At 70.4% G+C, this 19,249-nt stretch carries 18 protein-coding genes and 1 pseudogene; 15 read left to right on the forward strand and 4 right to left on the reverse strand.

The genetic code is table 11. The features are described from left to right. Positions 1-38 precede the first annotated feature (38 nt). Positions 39-2,258 carry an NADP-dependent isocitrate dehydrogenase gene (locus tag ACFWV8_RS27560; protein ID WP_384209208.1) on the reverse strand — a complete coding sequence of 740 codons (2,220 nt, stop codon included), beginning with the start codon at positions 2,256-2,258 and terminating at the stop codon, positions 39-41. A gap of 122 nt (positions 2,259-2,380) precedes the next feature. On the opposite strand from ACFWV8_RS27560, the gene ACFWV8_RS27565 reads away from it, so the two are divergent. From ACFWV8_RS27565 to ACFWV8_RS27600, 8 genes are all read left to right on the forward strand, one after another. After that, positions 2,381-2,926, forward strand: a complete 546-nt coding sequence (locus ACFWV8_RS27565; protein WP_384209211.1) for a TetR/AcrR family transcriptional regulator — start codon at positions 2,381-2,383, stop codon at positions 2,924-2,926. Next, positions 2,926-4,554, forward strand: coding sequence for an MFS transporter (locus ACFWV8_RS27570; RefSeq protein WP_384209215.1), 1,629 nt, complete (start codon positions 2,926-2,928; stop codon positions 4,552-4,554). Before ACFWV8_RS27565 ends, ACFWV8_RS27570 begins: the two co-directional genes overlap by 1 nt. 71 nt (positions 4,555-4,625) lie before the next feature. Beyond that, positions 4,626-4,871 carry a hypothetical protein gene (locus ACFWV8_RS27575; protein WP_384209218.1) on the forward strand — a complete coding sequence of 82 codons (246 nt, stop codon included), beginning with the start codon at positions 4,626-4,628 and terminating at the stop codon, positions 4,869-4,871. Beyond that, on the forward strand, positions 4,868-5,929 hold the full coding sequence (locus ACFWV8_RS27580) for an AAA family ATPase (protein ID WP_384209221.1): 1,062 nt from the start codon (positions 4,868-4,870) through the stop codon (positions 5,927-5,929). Before ACFWV8_RS27575 ends, ACFWV8_RS27580 begins: the two co-directional genes overlap by 4 nt. Next, positions 5,926-6,894: a DUF58 domain-containing protein gene (locus ACFWV8_RS27585; protein WP_384209223.1), complete on the forward strand. Its 969-nt coding sequence runs from the start codon at positions 5,926-5,928 to the stop codon at positions 6,892-6,894. Before ACFWV8_RS27580 ends, ACFWV8_RS27585 begins: the two co-directional genes overlap by 4 nt. Then, positions 6,891-7,841: a VWA domain-containing protein gene (locus ACFWV8_RS27590; RefSeq protein WP_384209226.1), complete on the forward strand. Its 951-nt coding sequence runs from the start codon at positions 6,891-6,893 to the stop codon at positions 7,839-7,841. The genes ACFWV8_RS27585 and ACFWV8_RS27590 overlap by 4 nt, the downstream gene beginning before the upstream one ends. A gap of 77 nt (positions 7,842-7,918) precedes the next feature. Next, entirely contained in the window at positions 7,919-8,587 is a 669-nt protein-coding gene (locus ACFWV8_RS27595) for a response regulator transcription factor (protein WP_329389791.1), read from the forward strand. Then, positions 8,584-9,864 (forward strand): sensor histidine kinase, encoded by a 1,281-nt coding sequence (locus ACFWV8_RS27600; protein ID WP_384209228.1) that lies wholly within the window; start codon positions 8,584-8,586, stop codon positions 9,862-9,864. The genes ACFWV8_RS27595 and ACFWV8_RS27600 overlap by 4 nt, the downstream gene beginning before the upstream one ends. A gap of 29 nt (positions 9,865-9,893) precedes the next feature. On the opposite strand, the pseudogene ACFWV8_RS27605 reads toward ACFWV8_RS27600, so the two are convergent. Further along, positions 9,894-10,659: pseudogene (locus tag ACFWV8_RS27605) on the reverse strand (lysophospholipid acyltransferase family protein). 144 nt (positions 10,660-10,803) lie between these two features. Here ACFWV8_RS27605 and ACFWV8_RS27610 point away from each other — a divergent pair. Both ACFWV8_RS27610 and ACFWV8_RS27615 read left to right on the forward strand, forming a co-directional pair. Continuing rightward, complete coding sequence (locus ACFWV8_RS27610; RefSeq protein ID WP_329389798.1) at positions 10,804-11,970, forward strand: glycerophosphodiester phosphodiesterase; 1,167 nt, start codon at positions 10,804-10,806, stop codon at positions 11,968-11,970. 364 nt (positions 11,971-12,334) lie between these two features. Beyond that, entirely contained in the window at positions 12,335-12,838 is a 504-nt protein-coding gene (locus tag ACFWV8_RS27615) for a GNAT family N-acetyltransferase (protein WP_384209233.1), read from the forward strand. Between the two features lie 75 nt (positions 12,839-12,913). On the opposite strand, the gene ACFWV8_RS27620 is transcribed toward ACFWV8_RS27615, so the two are convergent. After that, complete coding sequence (locus ACFWV8_RS27620; RefSeq protein WP_384209236.1) at positions 12,914-13,369, reverse strand: hypothetical protein; 456 nt, start codon at positions 13,367-13,369, stop codon at positions 12,914-12,916. A gap of 2 nt (positions 13,370-13,371) precedes the next feature. Continuing rightward, the gene (locus tag ACFWV8_RS27625) at positions 13,372-13,731 is read right to left on the reverse strand and encodes a hypothetical protein (protein WP_384209239.1); all 360 of its coding nucleotides are present in this window, start codon (positions 13,729-13,731) and stop codon (positions 13,372-13,374) included. Positions 13,732-14,369: 638 nt separating this feature from the next. Here ACFWV8_RS27625 and ACFWV8_RS27630 point away from each other — a divergent pair. The 5 genes from ACFWV8_RS27630 (at position 14,370) to cbiE (ending at position 19,202) form a co-directional block, all read left to right on the forward strand. Next, positions 14,370-15,452 (forward strand): methionine ABC transporter ATP-binding protein, encoded by a 1,083-nt coding sequence (locus ACFWV8_RS27630; protein ID WP_384209242.1) that lies wholly within the window; start codon positions 14,370-14,372, stop codon positions 15,450-15,452. Further along, positions 15,449-16,117, forward strand: a complete 669-nt coding sequence (locus ACFWV8_RS27635; protein WP_384209247.1) for a methionine ABC transporter permease — start codon at positions 15,449-15,451, stop codon at positions 16,115-16,117. Before ACFWV8_RS27630 ends, ACFWV8_RS27635 begins: the two co-directional genes overlap by 4 nt. Positions 16,118-16,202: 85 nt before the next feature. Next, positions 16,203-17,063 carry a MetQ/NlpA family ABC transporter substrate-binding protein gene (locus tag ACFWV8_RS27640; protein WP_384209252.1) on the forward strand — a complete coding sequence of 287 codons (861 nt, stop codon included), beginning with the start codon at positions 16,203-16,205 and terminating at the stop codon, positions 17,061-17,063. Positions 17,064-17,167: 104 nt separating this feature from the next. Then, complete coding sequence (locus tag ACFWV8_RS27645) at positions 17,168-17,806, forward strand: GNAT family N-acetyltransferase (protein WP_384209258.1); 639 nt, start codon at positions 17,168-17,170, stop codon at positions 17,804-17,806. Between the two features lie 175 nt (positions 17,807-17,981). After that, positions 17,982-19,202: a precorrin-6y C5,15-methyltransferase (decarboxylating) subunit CbiE gene (gene cbiE / locus ACFWV8_RS27650; protein ID WP_384209263.1), complete on the forward strand. Its 1,221-nt coding sequence runs from the start codon at positions 17,982-17,984 to the stop codon at positions 19,200-19,202. Positions 19,203-19,249 lie beyond the last annotated feature (47 nt).

The following is a 19,249-nucleotide window of genomic DNA, read 5'->3' on the forward strand; positions in this document are numbered from 1 at the left end:
GCTGCTGCGGCCCGCCCGGCGCTTTCGTATGCCTGGGATCAACCCAGCGTCGAGATCGCCTGGTTGAACGTCTTCGACGGCCGCATCACGGCCTCGGCCTTGGCCGGGTCCGGCTGGTAGTAGCCGCCGATGTCGGCGGGCGCCCCCTGCACGGCGAGGAGTTCGCCGACGATCGTCTCCTCCTGCTCGGTCAGCGTCTTGGCGAGAGCCTCGAACGCGGAGGCGAGCTGCGCGTCCTCGGTCTGCCCGGCCAGCTCCCGCGCCCAGTAGAGCGCCAGGTAGAAGTGGCTGCCGCGGTTGTCGATCCCGCCGACCTTGCGGCTGGGCGACTTGTTCTCGCTCAGGAACGAGCCGGTGGCGCGGTCGAGCGTGTCGGCCAGCACCTGCGCGCGCGCGTTGCCGGTGGTGGTCGCGAGATGCTCGAAGCTGACGGCCAGCGCGAGGAACTCGCCCAGGCTGTCCCAGCGCAGGTAGTCCTCCTTGACGAGCTGCTGCACGTGCTTGGGCGCCGAGCCGCCCGCGCCCGTCTCGAAGAGCCCGCCGCCGTTGATGAGCGGCACGACCGAGAGCATCTTGGCGCTCGTACCGAGCTCCAGGATCGGGAAGAGGTCGGTCAGATAGTCGCGCAGGACGTTGCCGGTGACCGAGATGGTGTCCTCGCCGCGCCGGATGCGCTCCAGCGAGAACGCGATCGCGTCCACGGGGTTCATGATCTCGATGCGCAGGCCATCGGTGTCGTGCTCGGGCAGGTACGCGCTGACCTTGGCGATCAGGTTGGCGTCGTGCGCGCGGCCCTCGTCCAGCCAGAACACGGCCGGGTCGCCGGTGGCGCGGGCGCGGCCGACGGCGAGCTTGACCCAGTCCTGGATCGGCACGTCCTTGGTCTGGCACATCCGGAAGACGTCGCCGGCGCTGACCGTCTGTTCCAGTACAGCGTTGCCCGCCGTGTCCACGACACGCACCGTGCCGGTGGCCGGGATCTCGAAGGTCTTGTCGTGGCTGCCGTACTCCTCGGCCGCCTGCGCCATCAGACCGACGTTGGGCACCGAGCCCATGGTCGACGGGTCGTAGGCGCCGTTGGCGCGGCAGTCGTCGATGACGACCTGGTAGATGCCCGCGTAGCTGCTGTCCGGGATGACGGCGAGCGTGTCGGCCTCGGCGCCGTCCGGGCCCCACATATGGCCCGAGGTGCGGATCATGGCAGGCATCGAGGCGTCGACGATGACATCGCTCGGGACGTGCAGGTTGGTGATGCCCTTGTCGGAGTCGACCATCGCGAGCGCCGGGCCTTCGGCCAGTTCGGCGGCGAAGGAGTCGGCGATCTTCGATCCGCCGGGCAGCGACTGGAGACCCTTGAGGATCCCGCCGAGACCGTCGTTCGGGCTCAGACCGGCCTCGGCGAGCGCGTGACCGTGCTCGGCGAACGTCTTGGGGAAGAAGGCACGCACCGTGTGACCGAAGATGATCGGGTCGGAGACCTTCATCATCGTGGCCTTGAGGTGCACCGAGAAGAGCACGTCCTCGGCCTTGGCGCGGGCGATCTGCGCCGTCAGGAACTCACGCAGCGCGGCGACGCGCATCGCTGACACGTCCACGACCTCGCCGGCCAGCACGGGCACCGACTCACGCAGGACGGTGGTGTTCCCGTCGTCGCCCACCAGCTCGATCCGCAGCGAGCCGTCCTCCGCGATCACGGCGGACTTCTCGGTGGAGCGGAAGTCGTCGGCGTCCATGTGCGCGACGTTCGTCTTCGAACCGGCCGTCCAGGCGCCCATCCGGTGCGGGTGCGCCTTGGCGTAGTTCTTCACCGACGCGGGGGCGCGGCGGTCCGAGTTGCCCTCGCGCAGCACCGGGTTCACGGCGCTGCCCTTGACCTTGTCGTAGCGCGCCCGTACGTCCCTGTCCTCGTCGGACTTCGGGTCGTCCGGGTAGTCGGGGAGCGCGTAACCCTGCTGCTGGAGCTCGGCGATCGCGGCCTTGAGCTGCGGGATCGACGCTGAGATGTTCGGCAGCTTGATGATGTTGGCCGCGGGGGTCTTGGCCAGGGCGCCGAGCTCGGCGAGTGCGTCGTCGATCCGCTGTCCCGGTTCGAGACGATCGGCGAAACCGGCGATGATCCGGCCCGCCAGGGAGATGTCACGGCGCTCCACCGTGACCCCGGCCGTCGAGGCATAGGCCTCGACCACAGGCAGGAATGAGTAGGTGGCCAAGGCCGGGGCCTCGTCGGTGTGCGTGTAAATGATGGTCGAGTCTGTCACCGGGTGCTCCGCTCCACGTCTGCAACATTGCTCGACATCAAGATATCCCGTGGCGGGGCCCCACTCGACAGTGGCCCGTGATCGTTGAGACGTCAGTGTCTCATTTGGGTTATGGTTGTCTCATGACAGTCGATCGTGACCAGGTGCTGCGTACCGCCGCCGCCCTCCTCACCCGCAAGGCCACCGCCACCATGGACGAGGTCGCGCGGGCCTCCGGTATCGGCCGGGCCACCCTGCACCGGCACTTCGCGGGGCGTGACGCCCTGGTCAAGGCGCTGGAGGAGCTGGGCATCCGGGAGTGCGAAGCGGCGCTCGACGCGGCGCGGACGGACGAGGGAACCGCGAGCGACGCGCTCCGCAGGCTCATCGCCGAGGTCGAGCCCGCCGCCGGGCTCCTGGCCTTCCTGGTCACCGAGAACCAGCTCTTCGAGGGCGACGTGAACGAGGGCTGGGACCGGCTCGACGCCCGGGTCTCGGCGCTCTTCCGGCGCGGACAGGAAGGGGGCGAGTTCCGGATCGACCTGCCACCCGCCTGGCTCACCGAGGCGTTCTACGGCCTTGTCGGCACCGCCGCGTGGGCCATCCAGGACGGCCGGGTCGCGGCGAAGGACTTCCAGTACATGATCGCCGAGCTGCTGCTCGGCGGAGCACGACGGAGCGTGGAGTGATGACCGGCACCGACCGGACGGCGAAGGTGGCGACGGGGAAGGCGAAGGCGACGGAGCTTACGGACGTGACGCACCGCCCGGGGCGCTGGCTCGCCCTGTCCGTACTCGTCCTGGCCGTGCTGCTGGTGGCGGTCGACGCCACGGTGCTCGGCCTGGCCACACCGTTCCTGAGCGAGGACCTCAAGCCGTCCGGCACCCAACTGCTCTGGATCGGCGACATCTACTCGTTCGTCATCGCCGGCCTGCTCGTCTCCATGGGCAGTCTCGGCGACCGGATCGGGCGGAAGAAGCTGCTGCTGACGGGCGCGGTGGCCTTCGGCGCCGTCTCCGTGATCAACGCGTACGCGACCAGCCCCGAGATGATGATCGTCGCGCGGGCGCTGCTGGGTGTCGCCGGTGCGACGCTGATGCCCGCCACGCTCGCCCTGATCCGCAACATCTTCCACGACCCCAGGGAACGCAGCGTCGCCATCGGTATCTGGGGCGCCGCGGCGTCGGCGGGCGCGGCTGTGGGACCGGTCGTCGGCGGATTCCTGCTGGAGCACTTCTGGTGGGGCTCGGTCTTCCTGATCAACCTGCCCGTCATGGCGGTCCTCGTCATCGTCGGCGTGAGACTGCTCCCGGAGTCGAAGAACCCCGCGCCCGGTCCCTGGGACCTGACGAGCGTCGTGCTGTCGCTCGTCGGGATCGTCGGGATCGTGTACGCCGTCAAGGAAGCGGCGGCGTACGGGCTGCGCTGGGACATCGCGGCGGCGGCGGTGATCGGCGGCGTGGCGCTCACCGGCTTCGTCCGCAGACAGCTGAGGATCCGTCACCCGCTGCTCGACATGCGGCTGTTCAGGAACCGCGGCTTCTCCGGCGCCGTCCTGGCCGACCTGCTGACGATCTTCGGTCTGTCGGGGCTGGTCTTCTTCCTCTCGCAGTATCTGCAACTCGTCCAGGGGAGGGGGCCGTTGGAGGCGGGCCTGGCCGAACTGCCCGCCGCAGTCGGCGCCGTGACGGCGGGTCTGCTCGCGGGCCGGGCCGCCCGGCGGTTCTCCGTACGGCTGGTGGTCGCCGGCGGCCTCGCCGGTGTGGGCCTGGCGACCGCGGCCCTCGTCGCACTGACCGAGCACACCGGCTATCCGATGCTCGGCGCCGTGCTGCTCGTGGTCGGCGTCGGCGCGGGATTCTCCTTCACGGTCACGGCCGACGTGATCCTCTCCAGCGTCCCCAAGGAACAGGCCGGCGCGGCATCGGCGGTGTCCGAGACCGCGTACGAACTGGGCGCCGCCCTCGGTATCGCGCTCCTCGGCTCGATCGTCACGGGTGTCTACCGGGGCTTCCCCACCCCGCGGGACGTACCGGCCGGGGCGGCCGACGCCGCGCACGAGTCCCTGGGCGGCGCGGTCGAGGCGGCGGGCACCGTCCCCGCCCACCAGGCGGCGGAACTGGTCGCTGCGGCCCGGGAGGCGTTCGTCGAGGGCCTGAGCATCGCGGCGGGCGCCGGAGCGGCGGTCCTGCTCGCGGCCTCGGTGGCGGCGTGGTTCCTGCTGCGCGGCCAGAAGCTGGCGGACCACACCGAGACACCCGCCGCACCGTCCGGCCCTCCCGTACCGGCCCTGACCAGCGAGCGTCCCCCGCTTTAGGTCCGTTTTCGCCTTCGCCTGATGGTCTGTCCTCCGACACCGGCTTCCCAGCCCCAAGGAGCGAGAAGACCATGACACGTCGTACGCGCGGCACCGCCCTCGCCGCGATCACTGTTCTGGCCGCGGCGGGAATCACCGCCGTCGGCGGCGCCGCCCTCGCCGACGGCGGCAGCACGCCGCCCGACGAGGTACGGCTCGTCGTCGACGAGGAAGCTCCCGGCGCCGCCGTCGCGGACAAGGACGACTGCCCGGAGAAGCAGGCGCCGTCGGCGCCCGCCGAGGCGGCGGACACGGCCGATCCCGCGGACGCGCTGTGACCGGCGCCCACACCGACGCCCACGCCCACACCGTCGAGGAGAAGCTACTCGAAGAGGCGCTGTTCGAGGTCAAGCGGGTCATCGTCGGGCAGGACCGCATGGTGGAGCGGATGTTCACCGCCGTACTGGCCCGCGGGCACTGCCTCCTCCAGGGCGTGCCCGGCGTCGCCAAGACACTCGCCGCCAAGACCCTGGCCCGGGTGGTGGGAGGAGAGTTCACCCGGCTCCAGTTCACCCCCGACCTGGTGCCGTCGGACATCACCGGCACCCGGATCTACCGGCAGTCGACCGAGACGTTCACGGTCGAACCCGGCCCCGTCGTCGCCAACTTCGTCCTCGCCGACGAGATCAACCGCGCCCCCGCCAAGGTCCAGTCCGCCCTCCTCGAAGTCATGGCCGAACACCAGGTCTCCATCGGCGGCACGACCATCGAGGTGCCCCGCCCCTTCCTCGTGCTCGCCACCCAGAACCCCATCGAGTCCGAGGGTGTGTATCAGCTCCCCGAGGCCCAGCGCGACCGTTTCCTGCTCAAGGTCGACATCGCCACCCCCTCCGAGTCCGAGGAGCTGGCGATCCTCTACCGGATGAGCGTCGACCCGCCGAAGCCCCGGCCCGTCCTCACCCCCGACCTGGTCATCGGCCTCCAGCGGGCCGCCGACAACGTGTTCGTCCACCACGCGGTGGCCGAGTACGCGGTACGGCTCGTCTGCGCCACCCGCGAACGCGCCCACGCCGACGGCCGGCTGGCGCACGGCGCGGGCCCGCGCGCCACGCTCGGCCTCGTCGCGGCGGCCCGCGCCACCGCCCTGCTGCGCGGCCGGCGCTACGTACTGCCGCAGGACGTCCGGGACCTGGCGCACGAGGTCCTCGCGCATCGCCTGGTGCTCTCCTTCGACGCGCTCGCCGACGGTGTCACCGCCGCCGAGATCGTCGACGAGGTCCTATCGGCCGTCGACCAGCCCCGGATCACTCCGCGCCAGGACCCGGTGGCGGGCGAGACGCCCGTCGACGCCCCGGCGGGAGACTCCTGGACCGAGCACCGCGAGGACGCGGCATGACCGGTCCCACACTCCGCGAACTCACGCCCGAACAGGCCCTGCGCCATCTCGAACTCCTCTTCACCCGGCGCCCCGACGGGCTCCTCCAGGGCGACCACCCCGGCCGTCACGGCGGCCCCGGCAGTGAACCCGCCGAGACCCGTCTGTACGAGCCGGGCGTCGACGACGTCCGCCGGATGGACTGGAACGCCACCGCCCGCACCACCCGTCCCCATGTCCGCCTCACCCTCGCCGACCGCGAACTCACCACCTGGATCGTGCTCGACGCGACCGCCAGCATGGACTTCGGCACCGCGCGGATGGAGAAGCGCGACCTCGCCGTCGGCGCCGCCGCGGCCGTCGCCTTCCTCACCGAACGGACCGGCAACCGCGTCGGCGCCCAGATCACCGGCCCCGGCGGAATCCGGCGCATCCCGCCACGCGGCGGTCGCCGCCAGCTGCTCGCCCTCCTGCGGGCCGTCCTGGAGCGCCCGCGCGAGCCCGCCGTTCCCGGACAACTCCACGGGCGCACCCTGGAGACGGCGCTGCGCGCCCTGCACACCCTTCAGCCGCCGCGCGGTCTGGTCGCCGTCGTGTCCGACTTCCTGGAGACCGGCTGGGAACGCCCGCTGCGCGTGCTCGCGCACCGCCACCAAGTACTCGCCGTGGAGATCACCGACCCCCGGGAACTGGAGCTGCCCGACGTCGGGATGCTCACCCTCGTCGATCCCGAGACCGGGCGGAGCCGCGAAGTACCCACCCACTCAAGGAAGTTGCGCGCCCGGTACGCCGAGGCCGCCCAGGAACAGCGCACCCTGATCAGCAAGTCGATCCGCGGCTCCGGCGCCGCGCATCTGCGGCTGCGCACCGACCGCGACTGGGTCAGGGACGTCGTACGGCATGTCGAGGCCCAACGCCGCGCCACCGGCGGCAGCGGCGGCAGCGGCGGCGCGGCGGGCGGTCCCGGCGGGAGGGCCGGCACATGACGCTGCTCTCGCCCGGCTGGCTGCTCCTGCTCGTCCCCCTCGCGGGTCTGGTCGCCCTCTACGCCGTCGTACAGCGCAGACGCGGACGTTACGCCGTGCGCTTCACCAACCTCGACCTGCTGGACAAGGTCGCGCCCGAGCAGCCGGGACGGCGCAGGCACATCCCCGCCGCCGCCTTCTGCGCCACCCTGGCCCTGCTCGTCGTCGGCTTCGCCCGGCCCACCACCGACGTTCAGGTGCCGCGCGAACGGGCCACCGTCGTCGTCGCGTTCGACATCTCGGCCTCCATGGAAGCCACCGACGTCAGCCCCAGCCGCTTCACCGCCGCGCGGCGCGCCGCCCTCGACTTCGTCGACCGGCTCCCCGCGCGCTTCAACGCCGGTCTCGTCCCCTTCAGCGGCTCCGCCACCGTCGCCGTACCGCCGACCACCGACCGCGACGTGCTGCGCTCCGCCATCAGCGGACTGACCACCGGCGAGGGCACGGCGATCGGGGAAGCCGTCGTCGCGGCACGTGACGCGGTCAGGGACCTGGACGAGCGGGCGGAACAGGACCCGCCGCCGGCCCACATCGTGCTCCTCTCCGACGGCACCAACACCGCGGGCCGCTCGGTCGCGGAGGCAGCGCGAGAGGTGGCCGGAGACGCCATCCCGGTGTCGACCATCGCGTACGGCACGGAGGACGGCGTCGTGGAGATGCCGAACGGCACCACCCTGGAGGTCCCCGCGGACGGCCCCGCCCTGGAAGGGCTCGCCGCCGACACCGGGGGCGACTACCACGAGGCCGCGTCCGGAGAGGAACTCCAGCAGGTCTACGAGGACATCGGCAGCTCCGTCGGACACCGCACCGAGGAGCGCGAGATCTGGCAGTGGTTCGTCGCCGCGGGACTGCTCACGGCACTCGCGACCGCCGCCACCTCGCTGCTCTGGTTCTCCCGGCTTCCCTAGGGTCTGTCGTTTGGATCAGGCCGGGCAGCGCTCAGCGGCACTCCCGGCCGCCGCCGTACGGAGGTTAGGTTCGCATCATGAGAATCCTCGCGGTCGAGGACGAGGCCGACCTGGTCGCCGCGCTCCGGGTCGGTCTCGTCCGCGCCGGTTACGCGGTCGACTGGGCCGGCGACGTCGACTCCGCACTGGAGAAGCTGTCCGTCAACGAGTACGACCTCGTCCTGCTCGACCTGATGCTCCCCGACGGCGACGGGTTCTCCGTCTGCCGCACCATCAGGGCCGTGCCCGGCGGCCCCCGCATCCTGATGCTCACCGCACGCGACCGGCTCGCCGACCGCGTACGGGGCCTGGACGAGGGCGCCGACGACTATCTGGTCAAACCCTTCGCCCTGCCCGAGCTGCTCGCCCGTATCAGAGCCCTGCTGCGCCGCGAGGACAGCGGCACCTCGGTCGTCACGGTCGGCGAACTGCGCCTGGACACCGCCAGGTTCGAGGCGTTCCGGGGCGAGCGCCCGCTCCGGCTGACATCCAAGGAGTTCAGCGTCCTGCACTATCTGATGACCCGTCCCGGCCGGGTGGTCCCCGCCGAGGAACTGCTGGAGCACGTCTGGGACGAACACGCCGACCCGTTCACCAACACCGTCCGCGTCACGGTCGGTTCGCTGCGCAGAAAGGTCACCGGCGAGGACACGCCGCTCATCGAGACCGTCATACGCCAGGGCTACCGGCTCATGGACGCCCCATGACCCGCGGCTCCGGGCGCTTCGGAAGGCTTGCCGGCGCGGCGGCCCGTGTCCCGCTGCCCGCCTTCGTCCACACCGTCCGCTTCCGGCTCACCGTGATGTACTCCGCACTGCTCTTCGTGCTCACGGCGCTGGTGCTAGGCGGCGTCTACGTCGTCGTGGAGAAGAGCGGGGACGCGCACCCCGTCACCAACGAGTACACGGCGGAGAAGTACGTCGGCGGCCAGTACGTGGGCGACTTCGACGTCGTGAAGGTCCGCGACGTGGAAGCGGCGGTCAACTACCAGACGCTGCACAACCTCCGCCGCTTCTCCTTCTTCCTTCTCGGCGGCATCGCCGTCGCCAGCTTCGGCATCGGCTGGGTGCTCTCCGGCCGCGCCCTGCGCCCCGTCCGGGCCATCTCCCGTACGGCGGCCGAGATCCAGGCCACCGACCTCTCCCAGCGCATCCGGCTGACCGGACCGCGCGACGAACTGCGCGAACTCGGCGACACCGTCGACTCCATGCTCGACCGGCTGGACGACGGCTTCCGCGCCCAGCGCCAGCTCATCGACGACGCGTCGCACGAACTGCGCAGCCCGCTCACCATCATCCGGGCGAATCTCGACGCCGTACTAACGGCCGAGGAGTCCGACGAACAGGAACGGCGCGAGGCGGTCAGGATCGTCGACCGGGCGACCACCCGGATGACCCGTCTGGTCGAGGACCTGCTGGCCACCGCCCGCCGCAGCGCACCGGCACTGGCCGACACGGACGTCGACCTCGCGGTGGTCGCCGACGAGGCCTGCGAGGAGTTCGCGGTCCTGGCCGCCGAACGGGGACTCGTCTTCGACCGCAGGCTGACCCGGGGCGACACCACGATCGGGGACCACGACGCGCTGCGCAGGGCCATCGGCAATCTGCTGTCCAACGCGGTACGGCTCTCCCCGGCGGGTACTCGCATCGTGGTCTCGACGGGGCGGCGCGACGGCTGGCTGTGGGTCTCGGTGAAGGACTCCGGACCCGGCATCGACGCCGACGACCAGGGCCGCGTCTTCGACCGCTTCTGGCGCGCGGGGAACGGCGGTGGCACGGGCCGGGACAGGCACGCGGGCCTCGGACTCGCGATCGTCCGTCAGATAGTCGAATCGCACGCCGGACAGGTCAGGCTGACCTCCCGCAGAGGAGTGGGCAGCACCTTCGTGCTGTGGCTGCCGGCCGCGGGGGAGACGGGTGGGCAGCAGACCAGGCCGGGCGGGTCACCGCCCGACGGCCCGCCGGACGAAGGGCCGTCCGGCTGACCGCGCGCCCGAACATGCAACGGAAGGCGTCAGGCGGCCTTCGCCTTGGTGGCGTACATGTCCACGTACTCCTGCCCGCCGAGCCGCATGACCTCCGTCATCACGGAGTCGGTCACCGCGCGCAGCACATAGCGGTCGCGGTCCATCCCGTCGTACCGCGAGAACTCCATCGGCGCGCCGAAGCGGACCGTCACCCGGCTCGGCCTCGGCATGCCCGCCCCGTTCGGCTGGATCTTGTCCGTGCCGATCATCGCGAAGGGCACCACGGGCGCGCCCGTCATCAGGGTGAGCCGCGCGATGCCCGTGCGGCCCCGGTACAGCCGGCCGTCGGGGGAGCGCGTGCCCTCGGGGTAGATGCCGAACATCTGACCGTCCTCCAGCACCCGCCGGCCGGTCATCAGCGCCGCGACACCGCCGTGCCCGCCGTCCCGGTCCACCGGGATCATGCCGCAGCCGGTGAAGAACCAGGCCATCAGCCGGCCCTTGATCCCCTTGCCGGTGACGTACTCGTCCTTGCCGATGAAGAAGACCTGACGGCTGCCGCAGACGAGCGGCAGGATCATCGAGTCGATGAAGGTCAGATGGTTTCCGGCGAGGATCACCGGACCGGTCCCCGGAATGTTCTCGGCGCCCTCCACCCGTGGCCGGAACATCAGACGCAAGATCGGTCCGAGCACTGCTTTGACGAGCGCAAAGCGGGACAACGGGGTCCTCCGGTTGGTGAGCGGTTTCGGTAACGGGCCCTAACTCTCTGCAGGTGAGGACGATACTCGCGGGTCGGCCTCCCGCGCACATCGGGCCGGGGCCGACGCGCGGTGTTGGCACGAGTTTCCGGTGTGTTCGCGCACGGTCTGCCCGCAGTAGGGGGCGACTCCCTACGATCAAGCCCTTGCTTGACAGGTGCGGGACAGCACATGGACATCACATGAAGGAGCGTTCATGACACAGGGTGCGCAAAACATCCCGGGGCGAAGGACCGTGCTCGGAGCGGCGGTGCTCGGCTCGGCCGCACTCGGTCTTTCCGCCGGTACGGCCGGCACCGCTCAGGCCGCGCAGGCCGGCGGACACGGTGGGCACCGCCCGCCGCAGAAGAGACTGCCCGTGCCGACGATCGTCGGCCACCGCGGCGCCAGCGGCTACCGGCCCGAGCACACCCTCGGTTCGTACCAGCTCGCGCTCGACCTCGGCGCGCACGTGATCGAGCAGGACCTCGTGCCCACCAAGGACGGTCACCTCGTCTGCCGTCACGAGAACGACATCACGGGGACCACGGACGTCGCCGACCACCCGGAGTTCGCCGGCCGCAAGACGACCAAGAGCGTCGACGGGGTCAGCCTCACCGGCTGGTTCACCGAGGACTTCACGCTGGCCGAGCTGAAGACGCTGCGCGCCAAGGAGCGCATCCCGCAGACGCGTCAGCACGGCACGGTCTACAACGGCCGCTGGGAGATCCCCACCTTCGAAGAGGTCCTGCGGTGGGCCGACGAAGAGGGCCGGCGCCGGGGCGAGCCCGTGTGGCTGTACGTCGAGACGAAGCACCCCACCTACTTCCGTGGCCTCGGCCTCGGCCTGGAGGAGCGGCTCGCGAAGCTGCTGCGCCGCTACGGCAGGGACCGCCGTGACTCCCCGCTCTTCCTCCAGTCCTTCGAGCCCACCAGCATGCAGCGCATGGCCAAGCTGGTCTCGACCCCGCGCGTCGTGCTCTTCGACGCCGCGAACACCCAGCCGTGGGACCTCAAGCAGGCGGGCGACCCGCGTTTCGTGGCCGACCTCATCACGCCCAAGGGGCTGACGTGGATCGCGTCGTTCGCGCAGGGCATCGGCCCGTGGCTGGACCTGATCATCCCGAAGGACAAGGACGGCAAGCTGGGCAAGCCGACCACCCTGGTGCGCGACGCGCACGCCAAGGACCTGATCCTGCACCCGTACACGATGCGCAACGAGAACAGCTTCCTGCCGGCCGACTTCCGGGTCGGTACGGACCCCAACGCGTACGGCGACGCCTTCGGGGCCTTCAAGGTCTACTTCGAGCAGGGCATCGACGGCATCTTCACCGACAATCCCGACACGGGTCTGCTGGCCGCCGCCGACTTCAACAAGGACTGACGGCGGTCACCGGCAGTGAAGACTGACCGAAACGCCTGATGGTGTGCCCCGGCCGGGTGTTGACCGCCGGGGCACAACCATGCGCTGTGGAGGCCGGGTTCGACTCCGGGTTTGGGCGCGGGACCCCAGAACGTACACCTGACGCCCATCCCGCTCCGGCGGCTGGGAAGTTGTCGTCCGACGGCCCCACCACCCGCGATTTCGCAGGAGGGTTGGGTATCTCACAGGTGAGATTGGGGTCAGTGCGTTCCGGATGCCTGTGATGCCTGGGCAGAATGCTCATCACAGAGGTTGCGGCTCCTGAACTCCGGGGAAAGGAGCGGTAGACAACCGGCGGCAGCAGGTGAGCGGGAGGCATGCACACATGGGCATGAGCGTGACCATCTCAGCAGCGAGTGCACAGGACGCGGAACACATCCTCAAGCTTCAGTACCTGTGTTACCAGAGCGAGGCGGAGCTCTACGGTGACTACACCATCGAACCGTTGACCCAGACCCTTGACGACCTCAAGGAAGAGATCGCCCGCGGCCACGCGCTCGTGGCCAGGCTCGGCGGCGAAGTCGTGGCCTCCGTGCGGGGCGTTGTCGACGCGCAGGGCACGGCCAGGATCGGCAAGCTTATCGTTCACCCGCGGATGCGGCACCACGGTCTCGGCGGCCGGCTGCTCGACGCCATAGAGGGCAGCTTCGCCGGCGACGAGGCGGCCAAGCGCTTCCAGCTCTTCACCGGCCACCGCAGCGAGGGCAATCTGCGGCTGTACCGGAGCAAGGGGTACGCGCCGGTGGCCAGCGAGCCGACCGGTCCCGGTCTCACCCTCGTGACGCTGGAGAAGGAGGCGGGCACCGGAGCCTTCGCCGCCAGCGCCTGATCCACGGCGGGCGACCGTTCAAGAGCCCACCGTTCACGAGCCCCCACGGCGCAAGAGCTCAACCGCTCGACCCGCTCAACTCCGTCGGGACCTGCGCAGCCACAGCATCCCCGTGATCGGCAGCAGCACGGGAATGAAGAGATACCCCCAGCCGAACCCGGACCAGACCGTCGCGTCGGGGAAGGCGGAGGGGTTCACGATCGTCCAGGTCCCGACGGTGAGCACACCGGCGAGTTCGCCCGCGCAGCACACCAGCGCGACCCTCCGGGCCGTCTCGCCGCCCCGTACCAGCGTGTAGGTGATGAACACGTACACGACGGCCGCGACACCCGACAGCGTGTAGGCCAGCGGGGCCCGGTCGAACTTGGTGGAGATCTCGAAGGCGGTCCGCGACACCGCGCCGACCGACATCACCCCGTACAGCCAGACGAGCAGCAGACCGGGCCCCTGGACCAGCCTGGTCCGCCCCGGGGGCCGCTCGTCCGTGCCCGCTCCGGTGCTCACTTCCGCGCCGCCCGTCCCGGTCTCCACCGTCAGCCTCCCCAGATGTCGTACAGACGCACTTCGAGTACGGCGAGGACGACGGCGCCCGCCGAGACCGTGGCCGAACCCCAGCGGGTCCGCTCGGCCAACGACAGGAATCCGGCCGCGGGCACGGCCGCGAACGCGCCGATCAGATACGAGACGAAGATCACCGAGCCGTCGGCCGGCTCCTCACCGCGTGCCAACTGGACGATTCCGACGACCAGTTGGACGAATGTCAGCGCCGTAACCACCGCCATGCCGATGAAGTGCCAGTCCTTGGTGGGCTGGTCCCGGTACGCGGCGTAACCGCACCAGGCGGCGAGGGCGAGGGCGGCCACGGAGACCGCGACCGTCAGGGCGACAAGCATGCCGTCGAGAGTATTACGGCCCGGTAAGCCCGGTGCGCCCGCCCCTGCGAGGAACAGGCCACGGTACGCGGCGGGCCACGGGACCGTGGCCTTGGCCACAGCCCGCGACCGCTCCGAGTCCACCCCCGGCATCGCCTTCCACGCCAGCTTGCCTATATATGCGCAGGTCAGAGCCGTGGAATCGGGGAGCGGCATGCCGTCCGAGGGGCGTTCGGTATTCGGACAGCAGGGTGGAGTCCGGACATGAGCTCTGCTTTACTTACCGACATGACCACGACGAACAGCCGCATGTATGCGACCGAGGCGACCATGACGCCCGGTGTTCGTTGTCTGTGTCGAATGTGCGCCCACTGAGGGCCCCTGCCTGAGCCTCGCGCCCCGAAGCGAGACCCGACAGACGCGACGCCACGTCCACGGTTACGTCCGTACCTCCCGTACGTCACGCACCCGGACCACGTACGCCCGTCGGCGGCCCCGCACGGTCACCCACCGCAGCACCCGCGAACGGCCCTGAGCCGGCCACGGGCCGCCGCGGGCCGACGTGCCGTGCGGTGTCGCGCCGCGCCAGATCGGACCGCCCGAACTCCCCCTGCCCCGCCCGGCCTTCGTGCCGCGCACCCGACAGTGACGGAACCCCTGTGATCACCACTACAGGCCTGACCAAGGTCTACCGGTCCGGCCGGTCGCGCGGCCCTGAGATCACCGCTCTCGACGGTGTCGACCTGCGTGTACGCGAGGGCGAGGTCTTCGGAGTCGTCGGCCGCAGCGGCGCCGGGAAGTCCTCGCTCATCCGCTGCGTCAACCTTCTGGAGCGGCCCACCGCCGGCACCGTGACCGTCGACGGGACCGACCTGACGGCGCTCGCCGGGCGCGGGCGGCGGGCCGGCAAGGAACTGCGGCGCGCGCGCAGCTCCATCGGCATGGTCTTCCAGCACTTCAACCTGCTGTCGTCGCGCACCGTCCAGGACAACATCGAACTGCCGCTGGAGATCCTCGGCCACCCCGCGCGGGAACGCTCCCGCAGGGCGCTGGAACTGCTCGACCTCGTCGGCCTCGCCGACAAGGCGAGGGCCTACCCGGCCCAGCTCTCCGGCGGCCAGAAGCAGCGCGTCGGTATCGCACGCGCCCTCGCGGGCAACCCGAAGGTGCTGCTCTCCGACGAGGCGACGAGCGCCCTCGACCCCGAGACCACCCGCTCGATCCTGGGACTCCTGCGCGACATCAACCAGCAGCTCGGCCTCACCATCCTGCTGATCACGCACGAGATGGAGGTCGTCAAGACGATCTGCGACTCGGCCGCGCTCATGGAGAAGGGGCGGATCACCGAGTCCGGCACGGTCGGCGAACTCCTCGCCACCCCCGGCTCGCGCCTGGCCCGCGAGCTGTTCCCGGTCGACGGTGCCGTCGCCGGACCCGGCAGCACGGTCATCGATGTCACCTTCCAGGGCGCGAGCGCCACCCAGCCGGTCATCTCCCAGCTTTCTCGCACCTACAACATCGACATCTCGATCCTCGGCGCGGCCATGGACACCGTCGGCGGCCGTCAGATCGGCCGGATGCGGATCGAACTGCCGGGCGCCTTCGAGGAGAACGTCGTCCCCCTCGGCTTCCTGCGCGAACAGGGCCTCCAGGTCGAGGTTGTGGAGCCGGCCGCGGACACCGCCGGGACGTCCCTGGCCACCGAACCGTCCACCCCGCTCACCAAGGAAGATGCCAAGTGACCTGGTCCGAAATGCAGCCACTGCTCAGCCAGGGGACGCTCGACACCCTCTACATGGTGCTGTGGTCGGCGCTGGTCACCGTCGCCGGGGGACTGCCGCTGGGCGTCCTGCTCGTCCTCACCGACAAGGGCGGTCTGCTCCAGAACACCCCCGTCAACAAGGTCGTCGGCGTGATCGTGAACATCGGCCGTTCGCTGCCGTTCATCATCCTGCTGATCGCGCTGATCCCCTTCACGACCTTCGTCGTCGGCACCTTCATCGGCCCCACGGCCATGATCGTGCCGCTCGCCATCGGCGCGATCCCGTTCTTCGCCCGGCTCGTCGAGACGGCGATACGGGAGGTCGACCACGGACTGGTCGAAGCCGTCCAGGCCATGGGCGGCTCCATCCCCACCATCGTCCGCAAGGTGCTGCTGCCCCAGGCCCTGCCGTCGATCGTCTCCGGCACCACCACCACTGTCATCGCGCTCATCGGCTACTCCGCCATGGCGGGCGCGGTCGGCGGCGAAGGCCTCGGCTCCAAGGCCGTCACCTACGGATTCCAGCGGTTCGAGAACGGCTTCATGATCGCCACGGTCGTCGTGCTGATCCTGATCGTCACCGTGATCCAGCTCCTCGGCGACCTCGCCGTACGGCTGCTGACCCGCCGGACCCGAACGGCATAGGGCGCCGCCGCCCCCCCCAGATGTCCCACCGGCCCGCACTCCTTGTCCGGGCTCGAACCACCCACACCGGAAAGAGGCACTCTTCGTGCGCGCTCACCTCAAGATCGCCGCCGCAGCGGCCACCACCGCACTCGCCATCGGCCTCAGCGCCTGCGGCACCTCGTCCGACCCGGCCGAGAAGACCGCGGACGGCGCCAAGGCCGACGAGTCCAAGCCACTGCTCGTCGCGGCGTCCCCCACACCGCACGCCGACATCCTGAACTTCATCAAGGACGAACTGGCCCCCGACGCCGGACTCAAGCTCGACGTCAAGGAGTTCACGGACTACGTCCTGCCGAACACCGCCACCGAGAGCGGCGAGGTCGACGCCAACTACTTCCAGAACAAGCCCTACCTCGACGACTTCAACAAGAAGAACGACACCCACATCGTTCCGGTCGTCAATGTCCATCTGGAACCGCTCGCCCTCTACTCCAAGACGGTCAACGACCTCGGAGCCCTCAAGTCCGGCCAGACAGTGGCCATCCCGAACGACACGGTGAACGAGGGCCGCGCCCTGAAGCTCCTCGCCGACAACGACGTGATCACGCTCGCGGACGGCGTCGAAGGCAACGGCACCCTGGCCGACATCAAGGACGACAAGGGCCTGAAGTTCAAGGAACTGGAGGCCGCCACCCTGCCCCGCGCCCTGAACGACGTCGACGCCGCGGTCATCAACGGCAACTACGCCATCGAGGCCGACCTCAACCCGGCCGAGGACTCCCTGGCCCTGGAGAAGACCGAGAACAATCCGTACGCCAATTTCCTCGCCGTCAAGGAGGGCAACGAGAAGGACCCGCGGGTGCTGAAGCTCGCGAAACTCCTCAACTCGCCCCAGGTGAAGAAGTACATCGAGGACACCTACAAGAACGGCGCCGTGCTGCCCGCCTTCGGTCCGCCCGCGTAACCGGCCGTCAATTCGGCGGGAGCCCCGTACACCCCGGCCGTGTGCGGGGCTCCCCCGATGCTGCATGCTGTGCATTTACGACGGACTGAGGCATGGAGCTGCGCATGACTACCACCTTTCCGGACGTCTCCATCAGCACCGAGCGGCTGGTCCTGCGCCCGTTCGAGGACGCGGACATCCCGGCGCACATCGAGATGATGAACGACGAACCGGTCATCGCGTGGACGTCGGCGCCGTACCCGTACACCGTCCGGGACGCCGAGCAGTGGGTGCGCGGAATCGCCCCCGCGGAACGCACCGAGGGGCGCGGACTGGTCCTCGCCGTCACCGAGTTCCTCACCCAGCGCCTCGTCGGCCTCGCGCGCCTCCAGAACACCAACTGGCGCACCCGGGCGACCGAGCTCTCCTACGTCACCGCCCCCTGGGCGCGCGGCGAGGGGTATGCCACCGAGTCGGTGCTCGCCGTCGCGCAGTGGCTCTTCCGCGACCAGACCTTCGAACGCATCGAACTGCGCACCGCAGCCGACAACACGGCGGCCCAGCAGGTCGCGCAGAAGGCCGGCTGCATCAGCGAGGGCGTCCTGCGCAACGCGTGGATAGCGCGTACGCAGACGGAGTCCGGCGGCTGGATCGACATCCGTACGGACCTCATCGTCTGGAGCCTGCTGCCCGAAGACCTCGAAGGCGTGGCCGACCAGATGGCGGACGCGGGCGGCTACGGCTCCTTCACCGACTGGAACTGAACGCCCGCGGCTTCCCCGTCCCCACCGTCCTCCCAGGACCCCTCGCGGACCGCGCGACGACCGGCGGGTACCCTCACACGCACCGCCACGGTGCGGACCCCACACGCGACACCGATCCGCGGCGGCTCCGGCCTGCGACAGAACGACCTGACGACCTCCCGGGAGACTGACGACGATGGCCGACCGCGTCACGGTGATCGGCTGGGACGGCTCGCCCCTCGCGCCCGCGGCCAGATCCGCCCTCGCCGCCGCCACGCTGGTGGCCGGTGCCGCCCACCATCTCGCCCTGCCGGAGATCCCGCCGGACGCCGAACGCATCCGTCTCGGCAGCGTGGACCTCGCGGCCCGCAGGATCGCCGGGCACCGCGGCAGCGCCGTCGTGCTCGCCGACGGCGACCCGGGCTTCTTCGGCGTCGTACGCACCCTGCGCGCGCCCGAGCACGGCCTGGAGGTCGAAGTCGTACCGGCCGTCTCCGCCGTGGCCACCGCCTTCGCCCGCGCCGGAATGCCCTGGGACGACGCGCAGGTGGTGGTCGCCCAGCGGCGCACACTCCGGCGCGCGGTCAATGTGTGCCGGGCGCACACCAAGGTCGCCGTCCTCACGTCCCCGGGCGCCGGTCCCGCCGAACTCGCCCTGCTGCTCCAGGGAGTTCACCGCACCTTCGTCATCTGCGAGGAACTGGGCACTGAGCGCGAACAGGTCACCGTCCTGACCTCGGACAAGGCGGCCGACCACGTCTGGCGGGACCCCAACGTGGTCATCGTCGTCGGCGGCATCGGCACCGCGCCCGTCCGCACCGGCGGCTGGATCGCGGCCCACGACCCCGAGTTCCCGCCCGCCGTGCGGGGTTGGGCCCTGCCGTCCGAGGAGTACGGCGTCGAACTCGACGAGGGCGAGTCCAGCTGGCTGCGCGCGGCCCAACTCGCCCGGCTCGGGGCCCGTACCGGCGATCTGGTGTGGGACATCGGCTCCGGCAGCGGCGCGTTCGCCGCCGAGGCTGGGCGTTTCGGCGCGGCTGTGATCGCCGTCGACGCGGAACCGGGGGCGTGCGCGAGCACGGCAGCCGCCGCCCGGCGCGCCGGTGTGCAACTGGAAGTCGTGGAAGGCCGCGCGCCCCACGTACTGGAGAATCTGCCCGAACCCGACGTCGTACGCATCGGCGGCGGGGGAGTGGACGTCGTCATCGCGTGCGCCGACCGCAGGCCCGCGCGCATCGTCACCCACGCGGCCACACGGGACGAGGCCGAGGCCGTCTGCACCGCCCTGCGCGAGGGCGGTTACACGGTGGAATGCGTCCTGCTCCAGTCCGTGGACATGGATACCGGAGTCTGGTCGGAGCGTGAACGCTCGGTGGTTTTCCTGGTCTCGGGGAAGCGGCCGGACCGCGCCCCCTGACCCTGTTGTCAGAGGCGCGAGGTAGGCTGACCGATCGTTGTACCGCA

This window comes from Streptomyces sp. NPDC058665 (assembly GCF_042714995.1).
Lineage (GTDB): Bacteria > Actinomycetota > Actinomycetes > Streptomycetales > Streptomycetaceae > Streptomyces.